This is a genomic window from Pseudomonas sp. BP11-1-1 (assembly GCF_052112105.1).
GTDB lineage: Bacteria > Pseudomonadota > Gammaproteobacteria > Pseudomonadales > Pseudomonadaceae > Aquipseudomonas > Aquipseudomonas alvandae.
In genome coordinates this window covers 96,414-115,676 of sequence record NZ_JAUTYU010000010.1, presented here as the reverse complement: position 1 = coordinate 115,676, position 19,263 = coordinate 96,414, and the positions used below count along the sequence as shown (strand labels likewise).

The following is a 19,263-nucleotide window of genomic DNA, read 5'->3' as shown; positions in this document are numbered from 1 at the left end:
ATCTTCCCTTTCAAGCAAGAGGCCCAGCATGAACCGCGACAGCACCTACCTGGAATCGATTCTGCACCGGGACATCCCGTTGACGCGGGACATGGGCCTGAAAGTGCTCGATTGGCAGGGCCGGGAACTGCGCCTGTTCCTGCCCCTCGAGGCCAACGTCAACCACAAGAGCACCATGTTCGGCGGCAGTCTGTACTGCGGCGCGGTACTGGGCGGCTGGGGCTGGCTGCACCTGGCCTTGCGCGAGGAAGGGATCGAGGACGGACACATCGTGATCCAGGAGGGGCAGATCAGCTATCCGCTGCCGGTCACCCGGGATGCGCACGTCGTCTGCGAAGCGCCTGATGAAAAAACCTGGAAGCGCTTCCTGGCCACGTATCGGCGCTACGGACGGGCGCGGCTGGCCCTGCAGACGCGGGTGATGAACGTGGACAGCGAGGACGTGGCGGTGCAATTCGAAGGGCAGTACGTGCTGCACCGTTGATCAAAGCAGCATAAAACCCGTGGCGAGGGAGCTTGCTCCCGTTCGGCCGGTCCGACGCCTCGGGCGCAGCAGACGCCTTTGGGGCCGCTTCGCGGCCCAGCGGGAGCAAGCTCCCTCGCCACAGAAGCAGTCCGAGCCAAAAGGTCAGATTTGATCTTAGGCGCGGGCAAGCTCCAACAACTTCCCACGCCACGCCGCCTTCGCCGGCAAAGCCAGGAACGAGGCATTCAACAGCGACGCCCGTGGCGGATAGCAGAACGGTTCGCCGCCCAGGTCCAACACCTCGCCCCCGGCACCTTCCAACACACCCTGGGCGGCGGCGGTGTCCCACTGGGACGTTGGCGCCAACCGTGGATAGCAATCCGCCGCACCTTCGGCCAGCAGGCAGAACTTCAACGAACTGCCGATATTGGTCAATTGCAAGGCGCCAAGGCTCTCGCTCAAGCCGGCCAACAAGCGCTCCTGCTCCGCACTGGTGTGGCGGCGGCTGGCGACGACGGTAAACACTTCCCCTGGCGCCAATACGTTACGCACGGCGATGGGCAAAGGCTCGGCATTTTTATCGCCACGCCAGGCGCCAAGCCCAGCGCCGCCGACATAAAAGCGCCCGTTGGTAGGCATCGAAACCACGCCGAACACCACCCGCCCCTCTTCGACCAAGGCGATGTTGACGGTGAACTCTTCGCTGCCGGAAATGAATTCCTTGGTGCCATCCAGCGGGTCCACCAGCCACCAGCGTTTCCAGGTCGCGCGCACGCTTTGTGCAATATTGGCGTCCTCTTCGGAAAGGATCGGGATATCCGGCGCCAGCGCAGCCAATCCAGCGACGATGACATCGTGAGCGGCCATGTCGGCGGCGGTGACGGGTGATTCGTCAGCCTTTTGCACGACTTCCACATTGGCTCGCCAGAATGGCAGGATCGCCGCGCCGGCCTTGAGCGCCAGCTCGATCACCGGGGCGATCAGGGGATGTGGGTAATTCATGGCAGGTAGGCTCCACGCTGGGTCAGCAGGTCGCGAGCCAGATACAGCGCCGCCAGCGCCCGGCCTTCGGTGAATTGTGGATTCTGCGCCAGGGCCCAGAGCTCGCCCAGGTTGACCTTCTCGACGCGCATCGCCTCGGGCTCGTCGCCCTCCAACCGTTCTTCATACAGATCGGTCGCCAACACTACTTGGATTTTCTGGCTCATGTAGCCAGGCGACAATGACAGCTCGGTCAAGTGCTCCAGTTGTCGCGCGCCAAAACCGGCCTCTTCCTTGAGCTCCCGTTCAGCCGCCGCCAGCACGTCCTCCCCGGGCTCGATCAGACCTTTGGGCAGGGACAGCTCGTAGGCATCGGTACCGCCGCAGTACTCTTCCACCAAGACCGCGTGGTCGGCGTCGAGCATCGCCACGATCATCACCGCGCCGTAGCCTGCGCCCTTGCTCGCCAGCCGCTCATAGGTGCGTTCCACACCGTTGGAAAAACGCAATTGCAATTCTTCAACGCAAAACAGGCGGCTGGTGGCGACGATCCGTCGGTCGAGTATGGTGGGCTTCTGGCGCATAAACGGCTCCCTGGGCGATAGCGGGCTACTATACCCGGCCTATCCTGATTGTTTGTGTCGGATATCTGATTACCGCTGGAGAAGTTTGATGGCTTTATTGCCCTGGCACGAGATCGACACGGTGCTGTTGGACATGGACGGCACCTTGCTGGACCTGCATTACGACAACCATTTCTGGCTGGAGCACCTGCCCCAGCGCTACGCCGAACTGCATGGCGTCAGCCGCGCGATGGCCGAGATGGAGCTGCAACCGCTGTTCGAACGCAACGCCGGCCAGTTGCAGTGGTATTGCCTGGACTTCTGGAGCGAGGAACTGAAACTGCCGGTGCGCGAGTTGAAGCTGGAAACCGCGCACTTGATCGCGTTGCGCCCGGACGCCGATACGTTCCTGGCGGCGATCCAAAGGGCCGGCAAACGGGTCGTGATGATCACCAATGCCCACCGAGATTCGTTGTCGTTGAAACTGGAGCGTATCGAACTGGCTCCATATTTCGAGCGCTTGATCAGTTCCCACGACTACGGTTTCCCCAAGGAGAACCCGCAGTTCTGGGATGCCTTGCAAGCCGACCTGGATTTCGACCCGGCCCGCAGCCTGTTTATCGACGACACCCTGCCGGTATTGCGCAGCGCCCGGGACTTTGGCGTCGGCCATCTGCTGGCGGTCAGCGAACCAGACAGCCGCAAGGGGCCGAAGGATACGGGGGAGTTTGAGGCGGTCGGGGATTATCGGGACTTGATTGCCGGACTTTGAACCGCACCGCCTTCATCGCGAGCAAGCTCGCTCCCACAGGGACATGTGGTCAACTGTGGGAGCGAGCTTGCTTGCGATGAAGACACTGCAAGTCTGAAGATTACTCAGGGATACGCAGCACCTGCCCCGGGTAGATCTTGTCCGGGTGTTTCAGCATCGGCTTGTTGGCTTCGAAAATCTTGTTGTACTTGTTCGCATCGCCATAGACCCGCTTGGAAATGGCACTCAAGGTGTCGCCCTTCTCAACGGTGACGAACCTGGCCGCCGCCGCAACCGGCCCGGTGACCGTGATCTGGTCATCCACGCCGCTGATACCGGCAACGTTGCCCAGGGCCAAAAGGATTTTTTCCTTTTCCTCCTGCGTCGCGGCTTCGCCCGTGGCAATGACCTTTTCGCCTTCGACTTTTATCTGGATCCTGGAAGTATCTATACCTGTCAGGGCATCTTGTACGTGCTTGGTCAGCGCCTCGCTGTTGGCTTCGGCCTTGTCGGGCGTCAGCGCATCAAGAATTTTTTCACCGGCATCTTTTAAAAAACTGAAAAGGCTCATGGTTGTCTCTCCCTGGGTTCAAATGTCCAGACGCAAAGCCTAGACCAAGCCCACCGAACCCGCTCCCCAACCGACCGATGACCCCGCCACGCGCAAGCGCTAGAATCCCAACCTTCAAGCGCCCTGGAGCGAAGATGGACATCAAGCAACTGAAATTTCTCATTGCGCTCGACGAAACCCGTCACTTCGGCCAGGCCGCCGCTCGTTGCCACATCACCCAACCCACCCTGTCGATGCGCTTGCGCAGCCTGGAAGAAGAGCTTGGCCTGCCACTGGTCAACCGCGGCCAGCGCTTCGAGGGTTTTACCGCGCCAGGTGAACGGGTGCTGGCCTGGGCTCGCACGGTGCTGGCCGCCTACGACGGGCTTCAGGCCGAAGCGGCGGCCTGCCGGGGCAATCTGGTGGGCACGCTGCGCCTGGGCGTGGTGCCGCTGTCAAACTTCGATCCGCTGTCGATGATGCAGCGCCTGCACGCCGACCACCCCAGCCTGCGTTTCGAATTGTCGTCCCTGAGCTCCGAGCAGATTCTCGAACAGTTGGCGAACAACCGCATCGACCTGGGCATTTCCTACCTGGAACGCCTGGACAACGATCGTTTCGAGGCGCTGCCGTTCAGCCATACCCGCATGGGCCTGCTTTACGACCAGCGGTTTTTCTTTTTCGATGAACAACCGCTGAGCTGGGAAGCGCTGGTCGAATTGCCCTTGGGCATGCTCACCAGCGGCATGCATTTTCGCCAGTCCATCGACCACAACTTCCACAGTCGGGGATTGTCACCCCAGCCGCTGTTGCAGACCGACGCCGTGCATCAGCTGCTACAAGCCGTTCACGGCGGGCTGTGTTGCGCGGTGGTGCCATTGGAGGGCGGCCTGCACGACATGGCCGAAGACCTGCGGATCCAGCCCATCGAAGGGGCGCAGTCACTCGTCCCGCTCGGCCTGATCATGCGTCGCGGCGCCCCGCGTTCGGCGTTGGCGGAGGCCTGTTTCGCGCTTTACCAGAAATCAACAAGCATCTCTTGATCGACGTCATCTATTGGAAGATCAGTAATAGCGATTAGACGTGGCAGATTGCCGCATTTAGTCTTACCACTATTCCTACTTTCAGTGATGCCCATGAACGACAAGCCTCCGGTCTGTCCAACGCCTGACGTGGAACCCTCCACGCCAGCCGCCAGCCAGAGCTATCGCTACTGCAACCTGGACCACTCCGACTCGGACAGCACCGCGCTGGCCGAGGAAGTGGCGTTGGCCATTGCCTATAACGGCATCAGCCAGGCTGTCATGTTGGTCACGCCCACAGATCTCGAAGATTTTATCGTCGGTTTCAGCCTCGGCAGCGGCATCATCGAAGACCCCGCGGATATCTATGATTTGCAACTGAGCGGTGCCGGTTCGGCGCAATATGCCCAGGTCACCATCGCCAATCGCGCCTTCTGGAATCTCAAGCAGCAACGCCGGCAGATGGCCGGCACCAGTGGTTGCGGACTGTGTGGCGTGGAAGCCGTGGAACAGGCGCTACCCGACCTCAAGGCGCTGCCCGGGGCGCCGCTACCACCGGCGCCATGGCTCGATGGCCTGCGCCAACGCATCAGCCAGTTCCAGCCCCTGGGCCAGCACTGCGGCGCGGTCCATGCGGCATTGTTCATGAATGCCCAGGGCGAGCTGCTGCTGGGCCGCGAAGACATTGGCCGACACAACGCCCTCGATAAACTGATCGGTGCGTTGATCCGGCAACAAATCCCGGTAGCCGGCGGCTTGGCGATTGTCACCAGCCGTTGCAGCCTCGAATTGATCCAGAAAGTCCTGCGTGCGGGCATCCAGACCTTGGTCAGCCTGTCGTCGCCCACGGGCCTCGCCGTGCAGTGGGCCCGCCAACACAACCTCAACCTCATCCACCTGCCGCAGAAAAGTGCGCCGCGGGTCTATAGCCCTGCGATGGAGAAACAAGCGTGAGCAACTATCAACAAGCCAACCAGAAACCCGCACCGCGCTACAAGCCCTACAAGGGCCCGGCCGGTGGATGGGGGGCGCTGATCAGCGTTGCCCAGGCCTGGCTGACCAGCGATAACGCGCTGAAGAACATCCGCATGATGCTCAAGACCAACCAGAACGGCGGCTTCGACTGCCCCGGCTGCGCCTGGGGTGATTCGCCGGAAAGCGGCATGGTCAAGTTCTGTGAGAACGGCGCCAAGGCCGTGAACTGGGAAGCGACCAAGCGTCGTGTCGACGCGGCTTTTTTCGCCAAGCACAGCGTGACGTCGTTGCTGGAGCAGAGCGATTACTGGCTTGAATACCAGGGGCGCCTGACGGAGCCGATGAGCTACGACGCCGAAACCGACCGCTACAAGCCCATCAGTTGGGACGCGGCATTCGCACTGATCAGCAAGCATCTGAACGGACTGTCCAGCCCGAACCAGGCGGAGTTCTACACGTCAGGCCGGGCCAGCAACGAAGCGGCCTACCTGTATCAACTGTTCGTGCGTGCCTTCGGCACCAACAACTTTCCCGATTGCTCGAACATGTGCCATGAAGCCAGTGGCGTGGCCCTGTCCCAGAGCGTGGGCGTGGGCAAAGGCACGGTCACTTTCGACGATTTCGAACATGCCGACGCGATTTTCGTCTGGGGCCAGAACCCCGGCACCAACCATCCACGGATGCTCGAGCCGCTGCGCGAAGCCGTCAAACGTGGCGCCCAGGTGGTGTGTATCAACCCGCTGAAAGAGCGCGGCCTGGAACGCTTCCAGCATCCACAGCATCCGCTGGAAATGCTCACCAACGGTGATAAACCGACCAACACCGCCTATTTCCGCCCGGCCCTGGGCGGTGACATGGCTGTGCTGCGGGGCATGGCGAAATTCCTGTTGCAATGGGAACGGGACGCGCAGAACAGCGGCGGCCCTGCGGTGTTCGACCATGGGTTTCTCAACGAACACAGCGCCAACGTCCTGGAATACCTGGCAGTCGTCGATGAAACCCCGTGGGAGCAGATCGTCGAGCAATCCGGCCTGACCCTGGCCGAGATCGAGCAATCCGCGCGTATGTACGCCAAGGCCAACAACGTGATCATGTGCTGGGCAATGGGCATTACCCAGCACCGCCATTCGGTGGCGACGATCCAGGAAATCGCCAACCTGATGATGCTGCGTGGCAACATCGGCAAGCCAGGCGCAGGGCTCTGCCCGGTTCGTGGCCACAGTAACGTGCAAGGCGACCGGACCATGGGAATCAACGAGCGTCCGCCCGTTGCGTTCCTCGACACCCTGGAGCGGCGCTTCCAGTTCAAGGTACCGCGTGAAAACGGCCACAACGTGGTCGAGGCGATCCACGCCATGGCCGAAGGCCGGGCAAAAGTGTTCGTCGCCCTGGGCGGCAACTTCGCCCAGGCCACGCCAGACAGCCACCGGACCTTCCAGGCCTTGGGCAACTGCGACCTGACCGTCCAGATCAGCACCAAGCTCAACCGCAGCCACCTGGCCCACGGGAAGGAAGCGCTCATCTTGCCGTGCCTGGGGCGTACCGACATCGACCTGCAAGCGGAAGGCTCGCAAGCGGTGACCGTGGAAGACTCCTTCAGCATGGTCCACGCCTCCAATGGCCAACTGCAGCCGCTGTCGAACCAGATGCGTTCCGAGCCCTGGATCATCGCCGGCATCGCCGCCGCCACGCTGGGCAGCCGCCCAGTGGATTGGAACTGGCTCGTGGCCGACTACAGCCGTATCCGCGATTTGATCGCCGAGACTGTCCCTGGCTTCAAGGACTTCAACGAAAAACTCAAGAACCCCGGCGGTTTCTACCTGGGCAACAGCGCCGGTGCCCGTCGCTGGAATACCCCTTCGGGCCGGGCCAACTTCAAGCCCAACCGGCTGCCGACGGACCTGATCCATGAGCGCACCCGCGCGACAGGCCAACTGCCGGACCTGATCCTGCAATCGATGCGTTCGCACGATCAGTACAACACCACGATCTATGGGTTGGATGACCGTTATCGCGGCGTCAAAGGCCAACGCGACGTGCTGTTCGTGAACGAAGCGGACATCATCCGCCTGGGCTTCAAGCCAGGACAGAAAGCCGACATCGTTTCGCTCTGGGATGATGGCCGTGAGCGTCGGGTCAAAGGCTTTACCTTGCTGGCCTTCGACATCCCCGCCGGGCAGGCCGCAGCCTATTACCCGGAAGTGAATCCTTTGGTGCCGCTGGAAAGCACTGGCGACGGCAGCTTTACCCCAACCTCGAAGTTCGTGGCGATCCGCCTCGAAGCCGCGAGCGAAAACGGGTTGATCCTGGCCAAGTCGGCCTGACGCAATTCTCAGGGGGCGGGCTTCCACGGTACTTCCAGACGCCCACAAAAAAGGCCGTTTTCCAATGAAAACGGCCTGTCTGAAGTAGCTAAAGACCGGCGAAATTCGGTTAAGTTCCAGCCTAAAAACAATAACTTAGAGAATTGTGCACAAGTCGTGTTACTCGTCGGATTTCGATTGTAACCAAGCGAAGCCAGCCTCAGGATCGCGCCGTCATCCCTTTGAGGCTCCTCTATGAAGTTCTCCTCCATTCTCTTGTTGTCCCTTGGCCTGATCAGTGGCGTCGCGTCTGCCGGCGGTACCGCCGAAGCAGGTGTAGGCGGCGCATTGGGCGGGGTTTTGGGTTCGGTCGTCGGCCAGTCCCTGGGCGGCAACACCGGCTCCACTATCGGCGCAGCCCTTGGCGGCGCGGGTGGTAGCGCAGTCGGCGCAGACAAACATAGCCGCGGTGAAGCGGCGATCGGCGGCGCATTGGGCGCAGCCGGCGGTAACGTGGTCGGCCGCAGCGTAGGCGGCACCACTGGTAGCCTGATCGGTGCCGCTGCTGGCGGTGGCGCCGGCGGCGCGCTGGGCAACTACATGGGCAAGGACGACGATGACGACCGTTACGAAGGTCGCCGTGGCGATCGTCGCTACTATCGTGACGGGCACCCGGGTCGCGGCCATGCCTACGGGCATCGCAAGAAGCATCACCGCTACTACCGCGACTAACGGCTGACTTTTCTACCAGCCGGTAAAAGATCGCAGCCTTCGGCCGTTCTCTTCAGAGACTGACCGGAGGCTGCGATTTTTCGTTTCAGGCCACCAACCGTTCCAACGCTGCGCGTAATCGATCAGGAATCGCCACGGGCCGATTCGATGCCCGATCCACGAAAACATGCACGAAGCGCCCCGCCGCGCAGGCTTCGTCCTCGTCCACCTTGAACACCGCCAGCTCGTACTGCACCGAACTGTTGCCCAGTTTGCCGACCCGCAGGCCAACCTCGATCCGGTCTGGAAAAGCGATCGAGGCAAAGTAATCGCAGGCCGAACTCACTACGAAGCCCACCACTTCTCCTTCGTCGATATCCAACCCGCCGGTTTCGATCAGGTAGGTGTTCACGGCCGTATCGAAAAAGCTGTAGTAGGTGACGTTATTGACGTGACCGTACACATCGTTGTCGTGCCAGCGCGTGGTAATGGGCTGGAAGTGCAAGTATTCCGTGCGTTGGGGCATCAGTTGTCCTTGGGTAATCCGGTTTTGGAACGCAGGGCAAGGCTCGGCATTATCGCTGGGAGAATCCTTTGCCTTGCGCAGCCAGCTCGCCGATCAAACGGGCGGGTTTCCATTGGTCGCCCTGCTTGGTTTCAAGCGCCAACAAGCGCGCATGGATGTCGTCAAGCCCTTGCTGGTCAGCCCAGGCCATCGGGCCGCCCTTGTCTGCGGGGAAGCCATATCCGTTGAGGTAAACCAGATCGATGTCGTGAGACGACTCGGCGATGCCTTCCTGGAGGATCTTCGCACCTTCGTTGACCAGGGCCAGCAAGCAGCGCTCGAGGATCTCCTCGGTACCAATGTCACGCCGCTGGAAACCCAGCCCCTCGCTGACCCGCTGCACCAGCGCATCGACCTCGACATCGTGTTCAGCCTGGCGACTGCCTGGCTCATAGTGATAGTACCCGTTGCCGCTCTTCTGGCCGAACCGGCCCAACTCGCACAGGCGGTTGTCCACTTGCACCTCGGGCGCGTCCTGGCCCTGGCCCGCCAGTTCCCGGGCACGCCATTCCAGATCGATCCCGACCACGTCGTACATGCGAAACGGCCCCATGGCGAAGCCGAAGCCTTGCAGCGCCGCATCGACCTGATGGGGGAGCGCCCCCTCCAAAAGCATCTTGCGCGCCTCCAGCACGTAGGGATGCAGCATCCGGTTGCCAATGAACCCATGACAATTACCCGATACCACGCTTACCTTGCCCATGCGTTTGCCCAACGCCAGCGCTGCGTCCAGCACCGCTTTCGACGTCTGTGCGCCGCGGACGATTTCCAGCAGTTTCATGATGTGCGCAGGGCTGAAGAAATGCAGGCCCAGCACCTGGGTTGGCCGACGCGTGGCGGCGGCAATGGCATCGATGTCCAACGCCGAAGTGTTGCTTGCCAGCAGCGCCTCGGGTTTGAGCATGCCGTCCAGCTCGCGGAATATCTTTTGCTTGAGTTCCAGATTCTCGTAGACCGCTTCGATTACGAGGTCCACATTGCGGATCGCCGCGTAGTCATCCGCCCTCATTACCCGGGCGATCCGCGCGTCGGCCTCGCTTTGTTCGAGTCGGCCCTGGCGTACGTTATGGGCATAAGTCTCGGCCACCGTGGCCAATGCCTGCTCAAGCATCTGCGGGTTGTTATCGACCCATTGCACAGTGACGCCGGCGTTGGCCAGGCACATCACGATGCCACGGCCCATGGTGCCTGCACCGACCACGGCGGCGCGCTGGATATCGAAGGTTGTCTGGCTCATGTTTGCTCTCTTGTTGGCGATCCAAGGACAGCCATTACCTTAGCCAGCCACTGATTTTTTTTGAAATTTATTCGTGTGATGCCGGGCATTCAGCGGATGGATGCAGCTCACAGGTAAATGAGCACAGTCACGGGCCGGGTCATTCGGTTGACGTTAGATAAAAATCAAACTCTGCGGGAAAAGCCAACGACGCCAAGCGCCCAATTTCGATAATTTGTGTTTTGGAAAGCTTGAAATCAGCGCCAATATAATCGGTGTTGTCAGTCCAAAGCATCAATGGCATCAAGTCCTTTATAGACAGGTTGATGCTCTGTTCAAATACCAATTCGTCCTGGCCTGGATAAAATCCCAACACAGCAAAATTCATGGCTCTACCTCTCTCGCTGTATACGCTTTTTTCGGGAGCGTTATCGCTTTGCCACGAAGCGATCCAGGCGCTTTGATGTCTCGTCTCCGGTCATTAGACGCGTTAAGGTGCGCCGTCGATCCATGAATCGGCTGCATCGGACCAGCAAAAGACAGGATTCCCTTTGCTCATTAGACAAGGAGAAAAATCATGTTGAGCAAACTGACGTTACCTACCGTCCTGATCACAAGCTTCTTGCTAGGCGGTTGCATGAGGCTATCTGAAGTGCCACCGATGCTTGCCGGGGTCGAAAAGCCGGCCGTAATTGCCTCGACCTCGTGATCTTACGCTCACCACTCATCTCGATAGTCAAAAGATACTTGATAGTCGTACCTCGACAAATCCAGATAATGTTTGAAATGTGGCTGGAGGATTCCAATCCATTCGCCGACGACATCAAGATTTCCGTTATTAATATTATTTCCCGAAGGAATATTGAGTTCATCCAGAATCTCGGTGTCGCTTCCGAAATCCTTTGAATACTCTTTCTCGACCAATAGCTCGGATACTTTATCAAACCACCTCAGCCTAATTTTCAAACCCATGGCGTCCTCATAAATACTTCTTGATGTTACGTTTCGGATTTCGTTTTTTCTTTTGCTCACCCGTAAGGTGATCGAATGCACCGAGATGGCCCCCATCGCTTGAACGATACACTTCTAACTCGGCGTGGCTAGAGTCCCACTCGTAAATTCTCCTGCCCTTAGCATCAATCCAACGCTCCCGGAAACCGCCGCCACCTTGACGGGGAGTCTTTGCTTTAACTTCAGTAAGACCAGCGAAGCCTGAAATTTCGTTTGTCTGAGGTGCGTGATGATACTTATGCGCTGGCTCCGGCAACCCTTTGCGCCGAACATTCAAAACTACATATAACGGCGAAACCCCAGCCCCCACCGGAAACACAAGAATGAAATCCTTGTACTCCGGTGGATAGATCGGATTGACGATGATGCTGTCCGCCATGGGCGTCGGCGGGAAGATCCAGATGCGCGGCGCCTGTGGCGCAGCTTCCAACGCTGGAATGCCCAACGTCGCGGAAGGGTCCACTGCCGGCGTCCAGATCAACTCGACCCCGTCGCCGAAGTCTGCCACTTGCTGCTCGCCGCGGGCCTGGAATGTCACCACCGGGATCATCTCCCAGTCGCGTCTTGACTGGGTGTTGTAGCCGTAACCTTTAAGCGTCCCGTCGGGCTGGGTTTCGACATGTAGGCGAACCCGGCTGCGCGCTTGTTCAAGGGACCTTAGTTGCTCTTCGGTGCACAGCGAACCGTCGCCCAGGTTCGAGGGCATCAGCAGCCCCACCAATCCCACCAGTGCGCCTGCCGCTACCGGCGCCGTGATCGCCGCGCCAGCGCCAAGGGGGGCCAACGCCGTTCCACCCAGTGCCAGCGTGCCAACACTTGCGGGCAACGCTCCGCTGATGGTCTTCAGCGGTACGCAGCCTGACGCGTCTACCTCTCGGCCGCCCAACAACGTGAAGGCGCCATAAGCGCTCAGCATCTCCGTCGGAATGTAACCGGTTGGATTGTGATAATCGATGATCGCATCGGGCAGTTCGCAGGACTTGGCGAACACGCAGCCTTTGATACGCGGGCTTCCTTCTGATGTATCTGGCTCAGCCGTTGGGTCATGTACGCCTCTTGCCGAGCGAGCATGTCCTCATGGGCTTTATAATCGGCGTCTCGTTTTGCCAGCTCGTCCGGGGTCATGTCCCGTAGGACTCTGTGGCGCCAGTCACCACCTCGGTACTCCCAGACTTGGGGAATATCGCCTTTTCCTTTCGCCATGCTTCGTCCTTGCTCGGTCAGCGCCAACTCAATGCAAGCGGCGCGGAGAACCTTACCGAGTAAGCGGGGCAATGCTCACCAGACGATTCCGAGCATGACGTGAGACTTTTCTTCTTTTTGAGAAACGATTTCGCCCTAAACTTGCCAACCGTACAGCCCTGCCATTCCTACCAGTCGGATCCCCCAACATGCACTTCGCCCCAGACTTCCCCGACGATGCCGTCATGCGCCAACTCATGGAATTGCTCCACGAAGAGATCGGCCTGCCGGAACGCAAGACCCTTCGGCTGGAAACCGCGATCAATCACGATCTAGGCTGCGACGGCGCGGATGCGCGGCATTTGATGGAAACATTGGAAGAGCGGTTCGCCGTCGAGCTCATCGACTATGACGCCTATCGCTATTTCCAACCGGAAGGATTCGATGTATTTCAAAAGCGCAGGGCCAAGGGGCGCGCAAACAAGATGCCGCTGACCATCGGCATGCTGTACAAGGCAATCAAGGTGCAGCGATGGGATACGCAGGCATTGGAAGAAAACTAGTCGCGCACAAAAAAGCCGCCCTTGAAGGGCGGCTTTTTCATCTATCAACCAAGCCTTACAGCTGCGGACCTGCCGCCTTGATCGCGTCGCTCACTTCGAACTTCTTGAAGTTCTCGATGAACAGCCCGGCCAATGCCTTGGCGGCTTCGTCGTAGGCGGCTTTGTCGGCCCAGGTGTTGCGTGGGTTCAACAGGCCAGTCTCGACGCCCGGAACAGCCAGCGGCACGTCCAGGTTGATGATGTCCAGGTGTTCGGTTTCAGCACCGATCAGCGCGCCGCTCTGGATGGCTGCGATCACCGCACGGGTGGTCGGGATGTTGAAGCGCTTGCCGACGCCGTAGCCGCCGCCGGTCCAGCCGGTGTTGACCAGGTAGACCTTGGAGCCGAAGCCACGGATGCGCTTGATCAGCAGCTCTGCGTATTCACCGGCTGGACGCGGGAAGAACGGCGCGCCGAAGCAAGTGGAGAAGGTCGACTTGATGCCGCTGCCCGAGCCCATTTCGGTCGAGCCCACCAGTGCGGTGTAGCCGGACAGGAAGTGGTAGGCAGCTTGTTCTTCGCTGAGGATCGACACGGGCGGCAGTACGCCGGTCAGGTCGCAGGTCAGGAAGATCACGGCGTTTGGCTCGCCACCGAGGTTCTTCGGTGCGCGTTTTTCGATCAGCTCACGCGGGTAGGCGGCGCGGCTGTTCTGGGTCAGGCTGTCGTCGGCGTAGTCGGCTTTCTTGGTGACCGGGTCCAGGACGACGTTCTCCAACACGGCGCCGTGCTGGATGGCTTTCCAGATGACCGGCTCGTTCTTCTCGGACAGGTCGATGCACTTGGCGTAGCAACCGCCTTCGATGTTGAAGACCACGCCTACGCCCCAGCCGTGTTCGTCGTCACCGATCAGGTAGCGGCTTTCGTCGGCGGACAGGGTGGTCTTGCCGGTGCCCGACAGACCGAAGAACAGGGTCACATCGCCCTCTTCGCCCATGTTGGCGGCGCAGTGCATCGGCAGCACGTCAACGGCTGGCAACAGGAAGTTCTGCACGGAGAACAGGGCTTTCTTCATCTCACCGGCGTAGCGCATGCCGGCGATCAGCACTTTCTTGGCCGCGAAGTTGATGATCACGGTGCCGTCGGAGTTGGTGCCGTCACGCTCAGGCTCGCAGACGAAGTTCGGCGCGTTGAGGATCTGCCACTCGTCCTTGCCGCCGGCGTTGTACTGCTCGGGGTTGATGAACAGGCAGCGGCCGAACAGGTTGTGCCACGCGGTCTCGGTGGTCATCTTGACCGGCAGGTAGTGCGCAGGATCGGAACCTACATGCACGTGGGAAACAAAACGCTCGCGCTCGCCCAAGTAGGCTGCGACGCGGTTCCACAGGGCGTCGAACTTGTCGGCCGGGAACTTGCGGTTGATCGGGCCCCAGGCAATGGCGTGCTGGGTGGTTGGCTCTTCCACGATGAAACGGTCGACTGGCGAGCGACCGGTACGATGACCGGTACGTACAACCAGCGCGCCAGTATCGGCAAGCTCGCCTTCACCGCGATTCAGGGCTTCTTTGACCAGATCATCGACACTCAGATCGGTGTACACGGCGTTATTGGCTTGCGTCATGAGATTCCCCGTCGGCCCGTGGCCGAGTGCTCCAAACGTTTTGTAGTAGGAAGTCGCGCACTACTACCCGAAAAAAGTGGGCCGGATTATGCCAGAAAAGCCCAAAAAAAGTAGGGCCCTCCCGTCAGTACGGCGTAAATCCGGCGTTTGCCAGGAGATTTACCTGCGCTGAACCGATTTAGTGACGAGTATCTGACGGTGTGTCGACACCCGCACCGGCGAACAATTGGGCAATGTCCGCGGCATCGAACAGGTAGCGCTCATTGCAAAACTGGCAATCGATTTCAATGGCGCCGCCATGTTCGATCACCAGTTGCTGTGCATCTTCCAGACCCAGACTGACCAGCGCATTGCCGGAACGTTCACGGGAGCAACTGCATTTGAAGCGCAACGGCTGGCCATCGAACAAGCGAACCTGCTCTTCGTGGTACAGGCGATGCAGGACGGTTTCGTTGTCCAGGCCCAGCAATTCATCAGCGCTCAAGGTGCTGGCCAGAGCGGTGACGTGCTGCCAGCTGGCGTCGCGCTCTTCCGGATCACGGATGCGGTCGGCAGGCAGTTGCTGCAGCAGCAATCCACGGGCGCGCCGCCCGTCGGCATAGAGCCAGAAGCGGGTGTTGGTCTGCTGGGACATGACGAAGTAATTGGTGAAGCACTCAGCCAGCGTCGCGCCGTCGAGATCGACGATGCCCTGATAGCGCTTGCCATGGCTCGGGTCGACCGTCAGGGCCAGCACGCCGTTGGGCATCAGGTCGGCCAAGGTCGCGTCGGGCGCGATCTGCTCCGCGTGATAACGGGCCAGGCCACGGATCTCTCGCTCGCTGGAGCATTCGATCATCAGCAGAGGCACCGGACCTTCGGAGCGCGCCTGGAGGATCAGCAAACCATCGAATTTCAAGGTACCCACCAGCAGCGCCGCGGCGGCCATCAACTCGCCGAGCAATTGCGCGACCGGCTCCGGATAGGCGTGCTTGGCAAGGACTTCGGCGTAGCTACGCTCCAACGCCACCAGCTCGCCACGGGCGTCGCTGTCATCGAAGATGAAACGTTGGGTGTAGTCGGTATCCGGTAAATCAGTCATAGGGTCTGGTATCTGAGGTGATGGCAATTGATGACAGGCATTTTATGGGCATTCAGGGTGGGTTCCAAGCAAGCCATGATTTTGCTTTGTGGGAAGACTGAGCATCTATCTGCATGTGCAGCGCTGTTGTGGCGAGGGAGCTTGCTCCCGCTCGGTTGCGTAGCGACCGCAAGATTCTGAGGCCGCTACGCCCGAGGCGTCGGACCGGCCCAGCGGGAGCAAGCTCCCTCGCCACGGGTTACCGGTGTGGCCGATGCTTTACTCGCTGTTGCTGCCATGAAACTTGAACAGGTCCCGACGCTGCTTCTTGCTCGGCTTGCCGTCGGTGCTGACGCCCAGGGCACCGGCCTTGCGCTGGGCGGCAGCAGCTTCGCGCTTGGCGACGCTGGCTTCGGTCTCGCGGTATAGCGTTTGAGCTTCCGGCGCGCCGCGACGCACGATGGACAAGGCTTCGACAACCACGGTTTTTTCATCAAAACCGGTACGGATGACGTATTCGTCACCGATACGTGGCTCTTTGCCAGGCTTGCAACGCTCGCCCCGGTGATGGACCTTGCCGCTTTCAATGGCGGCCTTGGCCAAGGCTCGGGTCTTGTAGAATCGTGCCGCCCACAACCATTTATCGAGACGGACCTTGTCATCCTCTTCGCTTTTTTGTGCCACTGGAATTCCTCTTTCTAACGAATAGCTGGAACTGTACTACCGTTTTTGTCGGGCGCACGAATCCGTCGCGACGGATAGAATGCCCGCCGAACCGCCCGTTCATAGGGCGAGCGTCGGCATCGGCTACACATTCAAACGGGTGCGTAGATAACTGTCGCCATTTTGTGATTATTCTGCGTGAATACCGCGATTCGCGGAGTCCACGATCCGATGTGCCAATTTCAGGTTGTTTTTATTGAAGACATTTGACCATCTGACCGTCGTCGGTCTGCGCGAATGGGTGGCGCTCCCGGACTTGGGAGTCGCCGGCCTGCGCGCAAAAATCGACACCGGAGCCAGTACTTCCAGCCTGCACGCTACCGACATCGAGCCATTCGAGCGCGACGGCGAAAAATGGGTGCGTTTCACCGCGCACCTGGGCACGGTGGTGCAGTTGCGCCATCGCCGCTGCGAAGCGCCGCTGGTAGCGCGCAAGACCATCAAGAGCTCCAACGGCCACGCCCAGGTCCGCTACGTGATCAGCACCACGCTGGCGCTGGGCGATCGGTTCTGGCGGGTCGAGTTCACCCTCGCCTGCCGCAAATCCATGCGTTATCGCCTGTTGCTGGGTTCCAAAGCTCTGATTGACGGCCAGTTGGTGGTCAATCCAGGCATCAAATACGTCCAAGACAAGCCGGCATACCCGGTGTCCACTACCTCTGCCACAGGTGTTGCATGAAGATCGCTGTGCTGTCGCGAAATCCGCGTCTGTATTCCACCCGTCGCCTGGTCGAGGCCGGGACCGAACGTGGCCATGAAATGGTGGTGATCGATACCCTGCGCGCCTATATGAACATTGCCAGCCACAAGCCGCAGATCCATTACCGCGGCAAACCGCTGGAAGGCTTCGATGCGGTCATCCCGCGCATCGGCGCATCGGTGACCTTCTACGGCTGCGCGGTATTGCGCCAGTTTGAAATGATGGGCGTGTATCCCCTCAATGAGTCCGTCGCGATTGCCCGCTCGCGAGACAAGCTGCGCTCCCTGCAATTGCTGTCTCGGCGCGGCATCGGCCTGCCCGTGACCGGTTTTGCCCACTCGCCGGATGACATTCCCGACCTGATCGCGATGGTCAATGGCGCCCCCCTGGTGATCAAGGTGCTGGAGGGTACCCAGGGCATTGGCGTGGTGCTGTGTGAAACCGCAACGGCGGCGGAGTCGGTGATCGAGGCGTTCATGGGCCTGAAGCAAAACATCATGGTCCAGGAATACATCAAGGAAGCCGGCGGTGCGGACATTCGTTGCTTCGTGGTCGGCGACAAAGTGATCGCCTCGATGAAACGCCAGGCCCGGCCCGGTGAGTTCCGCTCCAACTTGCATCGGGGCGGCAGTGCGAGCCTGATCAAGATCACCCCCGAAGAACGCATGACCGCCCTGCGTGCCGCCAAGGTCATGGGGCTCGCCGTGGCTGGCGTGGATATCCTGCGTTCCAATCACGGACCGCTGGTGATGGAGGTCAACTCCTCGCCAGGCCTGGAAGGCATCGAGACCACCACCAGCAAGAACGTGGCAGGGATCATCATCGAACACCTGGAAAAGAATGGCGGGCCGAACATGACCCGGACCAAGGGCAAAGGCTAATCCATTTACAAACACTGTGGGAGCGAGCTTGCTCGCTCCCACAGGTCCTCTGCCTGACCTGAAAGAAATCGCTACACCGCATCCCGAGGCAGCATCAAGCCCAACGGCAAGCGCACCCGTGCTTCCAACCCGCCACCGACGCGGTTGCGCAGTTCGACGTTGCCGCCGTGCATCGAGGCGATGCGCTTGACGATCGCCAGGCCCAGTCCGGTGCCCTTTCCTCCTCGGGCGCGATCGCCCCGGGTAAAGGGATTGAAAATGGCCTCAAGCTCCGACGGATCAATACCAGCGCCACGGTCCATGACGCTCAGCACCACGTAAGGCGCACTGGTGTCGCCGGAGACATAGGCCGCGACTTCAACACCGGCGCCCGCATGGTTCAGCGCATTGCCGATCAGGTTGTTCAACAAACGCTTCATTGACACCCGGCGCAACGGGAACGGCTGGATCGGCTCCAGGCGCAACTGCACTTTTTCGTCGTTCTGGTTATAGGGCGCAACCACTTCCCGCACCAACTCACTGAGGTCCACCTCCTCCACGGACTCATCACGACCGTCTCGAATGAACGCCAGGAACTGGTCGAGAATCGCGTCCATGTCTTCGATGTCACGAACCATCTCGTCGGTCAGGTCGGTGTGCTCGCCCATCAATTCCAGGGAAAGCCGCAATCGAGTCAGGGGCGTTCGCAGGTCATGGGAGACTCCCGCAAGCATCAGCTCGCGCTCGCGTCCGGCCTGCTCGACATCCTCGGCCATCTGGTTGAAAGCGCGATAGACCTCGGTCATCTCGCTCGGGGTATCGCTGATGGGCAATCGTACGCTTCGACCCTGGCCCAATTGCCGGGCGGCATACACCAGGCGCTTGAGCGGTTGGTTGAGCTGGCTGACGAAGATCCATGCCGATGCCGTCGATAACAGGCCGATCGCCAGGAACCAACCCAGCACGTTCCAGATTTTCTGGCCACGCAATGGATGCGGGTACAGCGGCACCTTCAACCAACCGTCACCCAGGCTCGGGGCACGCACCCACAATGCCGGAGGCGAATGCATGCGCAGTCGCACCTCGGTGTCGGCGCCCAGTTCGGCCTGCATCTGCCGTTGATAGATTTCGCTGTACGGCCAGTGCTGCTCCCCTTCCGGCACGCCGGCGCCAACGACCCGAATCAATGTCGCCGCCTCGGCAATCTTGGCTCGATTGGTTTCGTCAGCCGCCCAATAGGCCCGCAGGGTCAAGGCCACGCCGTGACTGTATTGGCGGTCCACCAACACGTCTTCGTTCATCAGCAGGTAGACCAGCGTCAGCGCCTTGGAAAAAAGCACGACGATCAGCACCAGCCAGAGGGTGCGGGAGAAAAAACTCTGGGGGAACCAAACGGGGGTTTTCATGAATAGCCGCTACACACTTGCAGGAGCGAGCGATGCTCGCACAATGACGGACCGC

At 60.1% G+C, this 19,263-nt stretch carries 21 protein-coding genes; 9 read left to right on the top strand and 12 right to left on the bottom strand.

Annotated features, from left to right (window positions below):
• The first annotated feature begins 28 nt into the window (after positions 1–28).
• The gene (locus tag Q7C33_RS19445; RefSeq protein WP_407683960.1) at positions 29–484 is read left to right on the top strand and encodes a YiiD C-terminal domain-containing protein; all 456 of its coding nucleotides are present in this window, start codon (positions 29–31) and stop codon (positions 482–484) included.
• A 156-nt stretch (positions 485–640) separates the two neighbouring features.
• Here the strand turns inward: Q7C33_RS19445 and cysQ are convergent, their stop codons facing one another.
• Together cysQ and nudE are read right to left on the bottom strand one after the other, a co-directional pair.
• Positions 641–1,468 carry a 3'(2'),5'-bisphosphate nucleotidase CysQ gene (cysQ, locus tag Q7C33_RS19440; RefSeq protein ID WP_407683959.1) on the bottom strand — a complete coding sequence of 276 codons (828 nt, stop codon included), beginning with the start codon at positions 1,466–1,468 and terminating at the stop codon, positions 641–643.
• Positions 1,465–2,031, bottom strand: a complete 567-nt coding sequence (gene nudE, locus Q7C33_RS19435; RefSeq protein WP_030141533.1) for an ADP compounds hydrolase NudE — start codon at positions 2,029–2,031, stop codon at positions 1,465–1,467. Before nudE ends, cysQ begins: the two co-directional genes overlap by 4 nt.
• Before the next feature lie 88 nt (positions 2,032–2,119).
• Between nudE and yrfG the strand changes: the two genes are divergently transcribed.
• Positions 2,120–2,782: a GMP/IMP nucleotidase gene (gene yrfG / locus Q7C33_RS19430; RefSeq protein ID WP_030141534.1), complete on the top strand. Its 663-nt coding sequence runs from the start codon at positions 2,120–2,122 to the stop codon at positions 2,780–2,782.
• A 100-nt stretch (positions 2,783–2,882) separates the two neighbouring features.
• On the opposite strand, the gene lysM is transcribed toward yrfG, so the two are convergent.
• Positions 2,883–3,332 (bottom strand): peptidoglycan-binding protein LysM, encoded by a 450-nt coding sequence (gene lysM, locus Q7C33_RS19425; RefSeq protein ID WP_030141535.1) that lies wholly within the window; start codon positions 3,330–3,332, stop codon positions 2,883–2,885.
• Between the two features lie 134 nt (positions 3,333–3,466).
• Here lysM and Q7C33_RS19420 point away from each other — a divergent pair, with 134 nt between their 5' ends.
• The 4 genes from Q7C33_RS19420 (at position 3,467) to Q7C33_RS19405 (ending at position 8,343) form a co-directional block, all read left to right on the top strand.
• Positions 3,467–4,354 (top strand): LysR family transcriptional regulator, encoded by an 888-nt coding sequence (locus tag Q7C33_RS19420; RefSeq protein ID WP_030141536.1) that lies wholly within the window; start codon positions 3,467–3,469, stop codon positions 4,352–4,354.
• Positions 4,355–4,447: 93 nt separating this feature from the next.
• Positions 4,448–5,287: a formate dehydrogenase accessory sulfurtransferase FdhD gene (fdhD, locus tag Q7C33_RS19415; RefSeq protein ID WP_030141537.1), complete on the top strand. Its 840-nt coding sequence runs from the start codon at positions 4,448–4,450 to the stop codon at positions 5,285–5,287.
• Positions 5,284–7,632 (top strand): FdhF/YdeP family oxidoreductase, encoded by a 2,349-nt coding sequence (locus tag Q7C33_RS19410; RefSeq protein ID WP_198797050.1) that lies wholly within the window; start codon positions 5,284–5,286, stop codon positions 7,630–7,632. Before fdhD ends, Q7C33_RS19410 begins: the two co-directional genes overlap by 4 nt.
• 234 nt (positions 7,633–7,866) lie before the next feature.
• A complete protein-coding gene (locus tag Q7C33_RS19405) occupies positions 7,867–8,343 on the top strand; it encodes a glycine zipper domain-containing protein (RefSeq protein WP_030141539.1) in 477 nt (158 codons plus the stop codon).
• A gap of 85 nt (positions 8,344–8,428) precedes the next feature.
• Here the strand turns inward: Q7C33_RS19405 and Q7C33_RS19400 are convergent, their stop codons facing one another.
• The 5 genes from Q7C33_RS19400 to Q7C33_RS19380 all read right to left on the bottom strand — a co-directional run bounded on the left by Q7C33_RS19400 (position 8,429) and on the right by Q7C33_RS19380 (position 12,105).
• Positions 8,429–8,848, bottom strand: a complete 420-nt coding sequence (locus Q7C33_RS19400; RefSeq protein WP_030141540.1) for an acyl-CoA thioesterase — start codon at positions 8,846–8,848, stop codon at positions 8,429–8,431.
• Positions 8,849–8,897: 49 nt separating this feature from the next.
• A complete protein-coding gene (locus Q7C33_RS19395; protein WP_407683958.1) occupies positions 8,898–10,124 on the bottom strand; it encodes a 3-hydroxyacyl-CoA dehydrogenase in 1,227 nt (408 codons plus the stop codon).
• A 139-nt stretch (positions 10,125–10,263) separates the two neighbouring features.
• The gene (locus tag Q7C33_RS19390) at positions 10,264–10,491 is read right to left on the bottom strand and encodes a hypothetical protein (RefSeq protein WP_258648703.1); all 228 of its coding nucleotides are present in this window, start codon (positions 10,489–10,491) and stop codon (positions 10,264–10,266) included.
• Positions 10,492–10,820: 329 nt separating this feature from the next.
• Complete coding sequence (locus Q7C33_RS19385; protein WP_407683957.1) at positions 10,821–11,075, bottom strand: colicin E3-like toxin immunity protein; 255 nt, start codon at positions 11,073–11,075, stop codon at positions 10,821–10,823.
• A gap of 7 nt (positions 11,076–11,082) precedes the next feature.
• A complete protein-coding gene (locus tag Q7C33_RS19380; protein ID WP_407683956.1) occupies positions 11,083–12,105 on the bottom strand; it encodes a colicin E3/pyocin S6 family cytotoxin in 1,023 nt (340 codons plus the stop codon).
• Between the two features lie 400 nt (positions 12,106–12,505).
• On the opposite strand from Q7C33_RS19380, the gene Q7C33_RS19375 reads away from it, so the two are divergent.
• On the top strand, positions 12,506–12,859 hold the full coding sequence (locus Q7C33_RS19375) for a DUF1493 family protein (protein ID WP_030141545.1): 354 nt from the start codon (positions 12,506–12,508) through the stop codon (positions 12,857–12,859).
• Positions 12,860–12,914: 55 nt separating this feature from the next.
• Here Q7C33_RS19375 and Q7C33_RS19370 read toward each other — a convergent pair whose 3' ends face one another.
• The 3 genes from Q7C33_RS19370 to Q7C33_RS19360 all read right to left on the bottom strand — a co-directional run bounded on the left by Q7C33_RS19370 (position 12,915) and on the right by Q7C33_RS19360 (position 16,203).
• A complete protein-coding gene (locus Q7C33_RS19370; RefSeq protein ID WP_030141546.1) occupies positions 12,915–14,459 on the bottom strand; it encodes a phosphoenolpyruvate carboxykinase in 1,545 nt (514 codons plus the stop codon).
• 178 nt (positions 14,460–14,637) lie between these two features.
• Positions 14,638–15,540, bottom strand: a complete 903-nt coding sequence (hslO, locus tag Q7C33_RS19365) for an Hsp33 family molecular chaperone HslO (protein ID WP_198797044.1) — start codon at positions 15,538–15,540, stop codon at positions 14,638–14,640.
• A 258-nt stretch (positions 15,541–15,798) separates the two neighbouring features.
• Complete coding sequence (locus Q7C33_RS19360; protein WP_030141548.1) at positions 15,799–16,203, bottom strand: RNA-binding S4 domain-containing protein; 405 nt, start codon at positions 16,201–16,203, stop codon at positions 15,799–15,801.
• A gap of 235 nt (positions 16,204–16,438) precedes the next feature.
• Between Q7C33_RS19360 and rimB the strand changes: the two genes are divergently transcribed.
• Together rimB and rimK are read left to right on the top strand one after the other, a co-directional pair.
• Positions 16,439–16,921: a retropepsin-like aspartic endopeptidase RimB gene (gene rimB / locus Q7C33_RS19355; RefSeq protein ID WP_030141549.1), complete on the top strand. Its 483-nt coding sequence runs from the start codon at positions 16,439–16,441 to the stop codon at positions 16,919–16,921.
• Positions 16,918–17,823, top strand: coding sequence for a 30S ribosomal protein S6--L-glutamate ligase (gene rimK / locus Q7C33_RS19350; protein ID WP_030141550.1), 906 nt, complete (start codon positions 16,918–16,920; stop codon positions 17,821–17,823). The genes rimB and rimK overlap by 4 nt, the downstream gene beginning before the upstream one ends.
• A 71-nt stretch (positions 17,824–17,894) precedes the next feature.
• Here the strand turns inward: rimK and Q7C33_RS19345 are convergent, their stop codons facing one another.
• The gene (locus Q7C33_RS19345; protein ID WP_030140494.1) at positions 17,895–19,208 is read right to left on the bottom strand and encodes an ATP-binding protein; all 1,314 of its coding nucleotides are present in this window, start codon (positions 19,206–19,208) and stop codon (positions 17,895–17,897) included.
• Positions 19,209–19,263 lie beyond the last annotated feature (55 nt).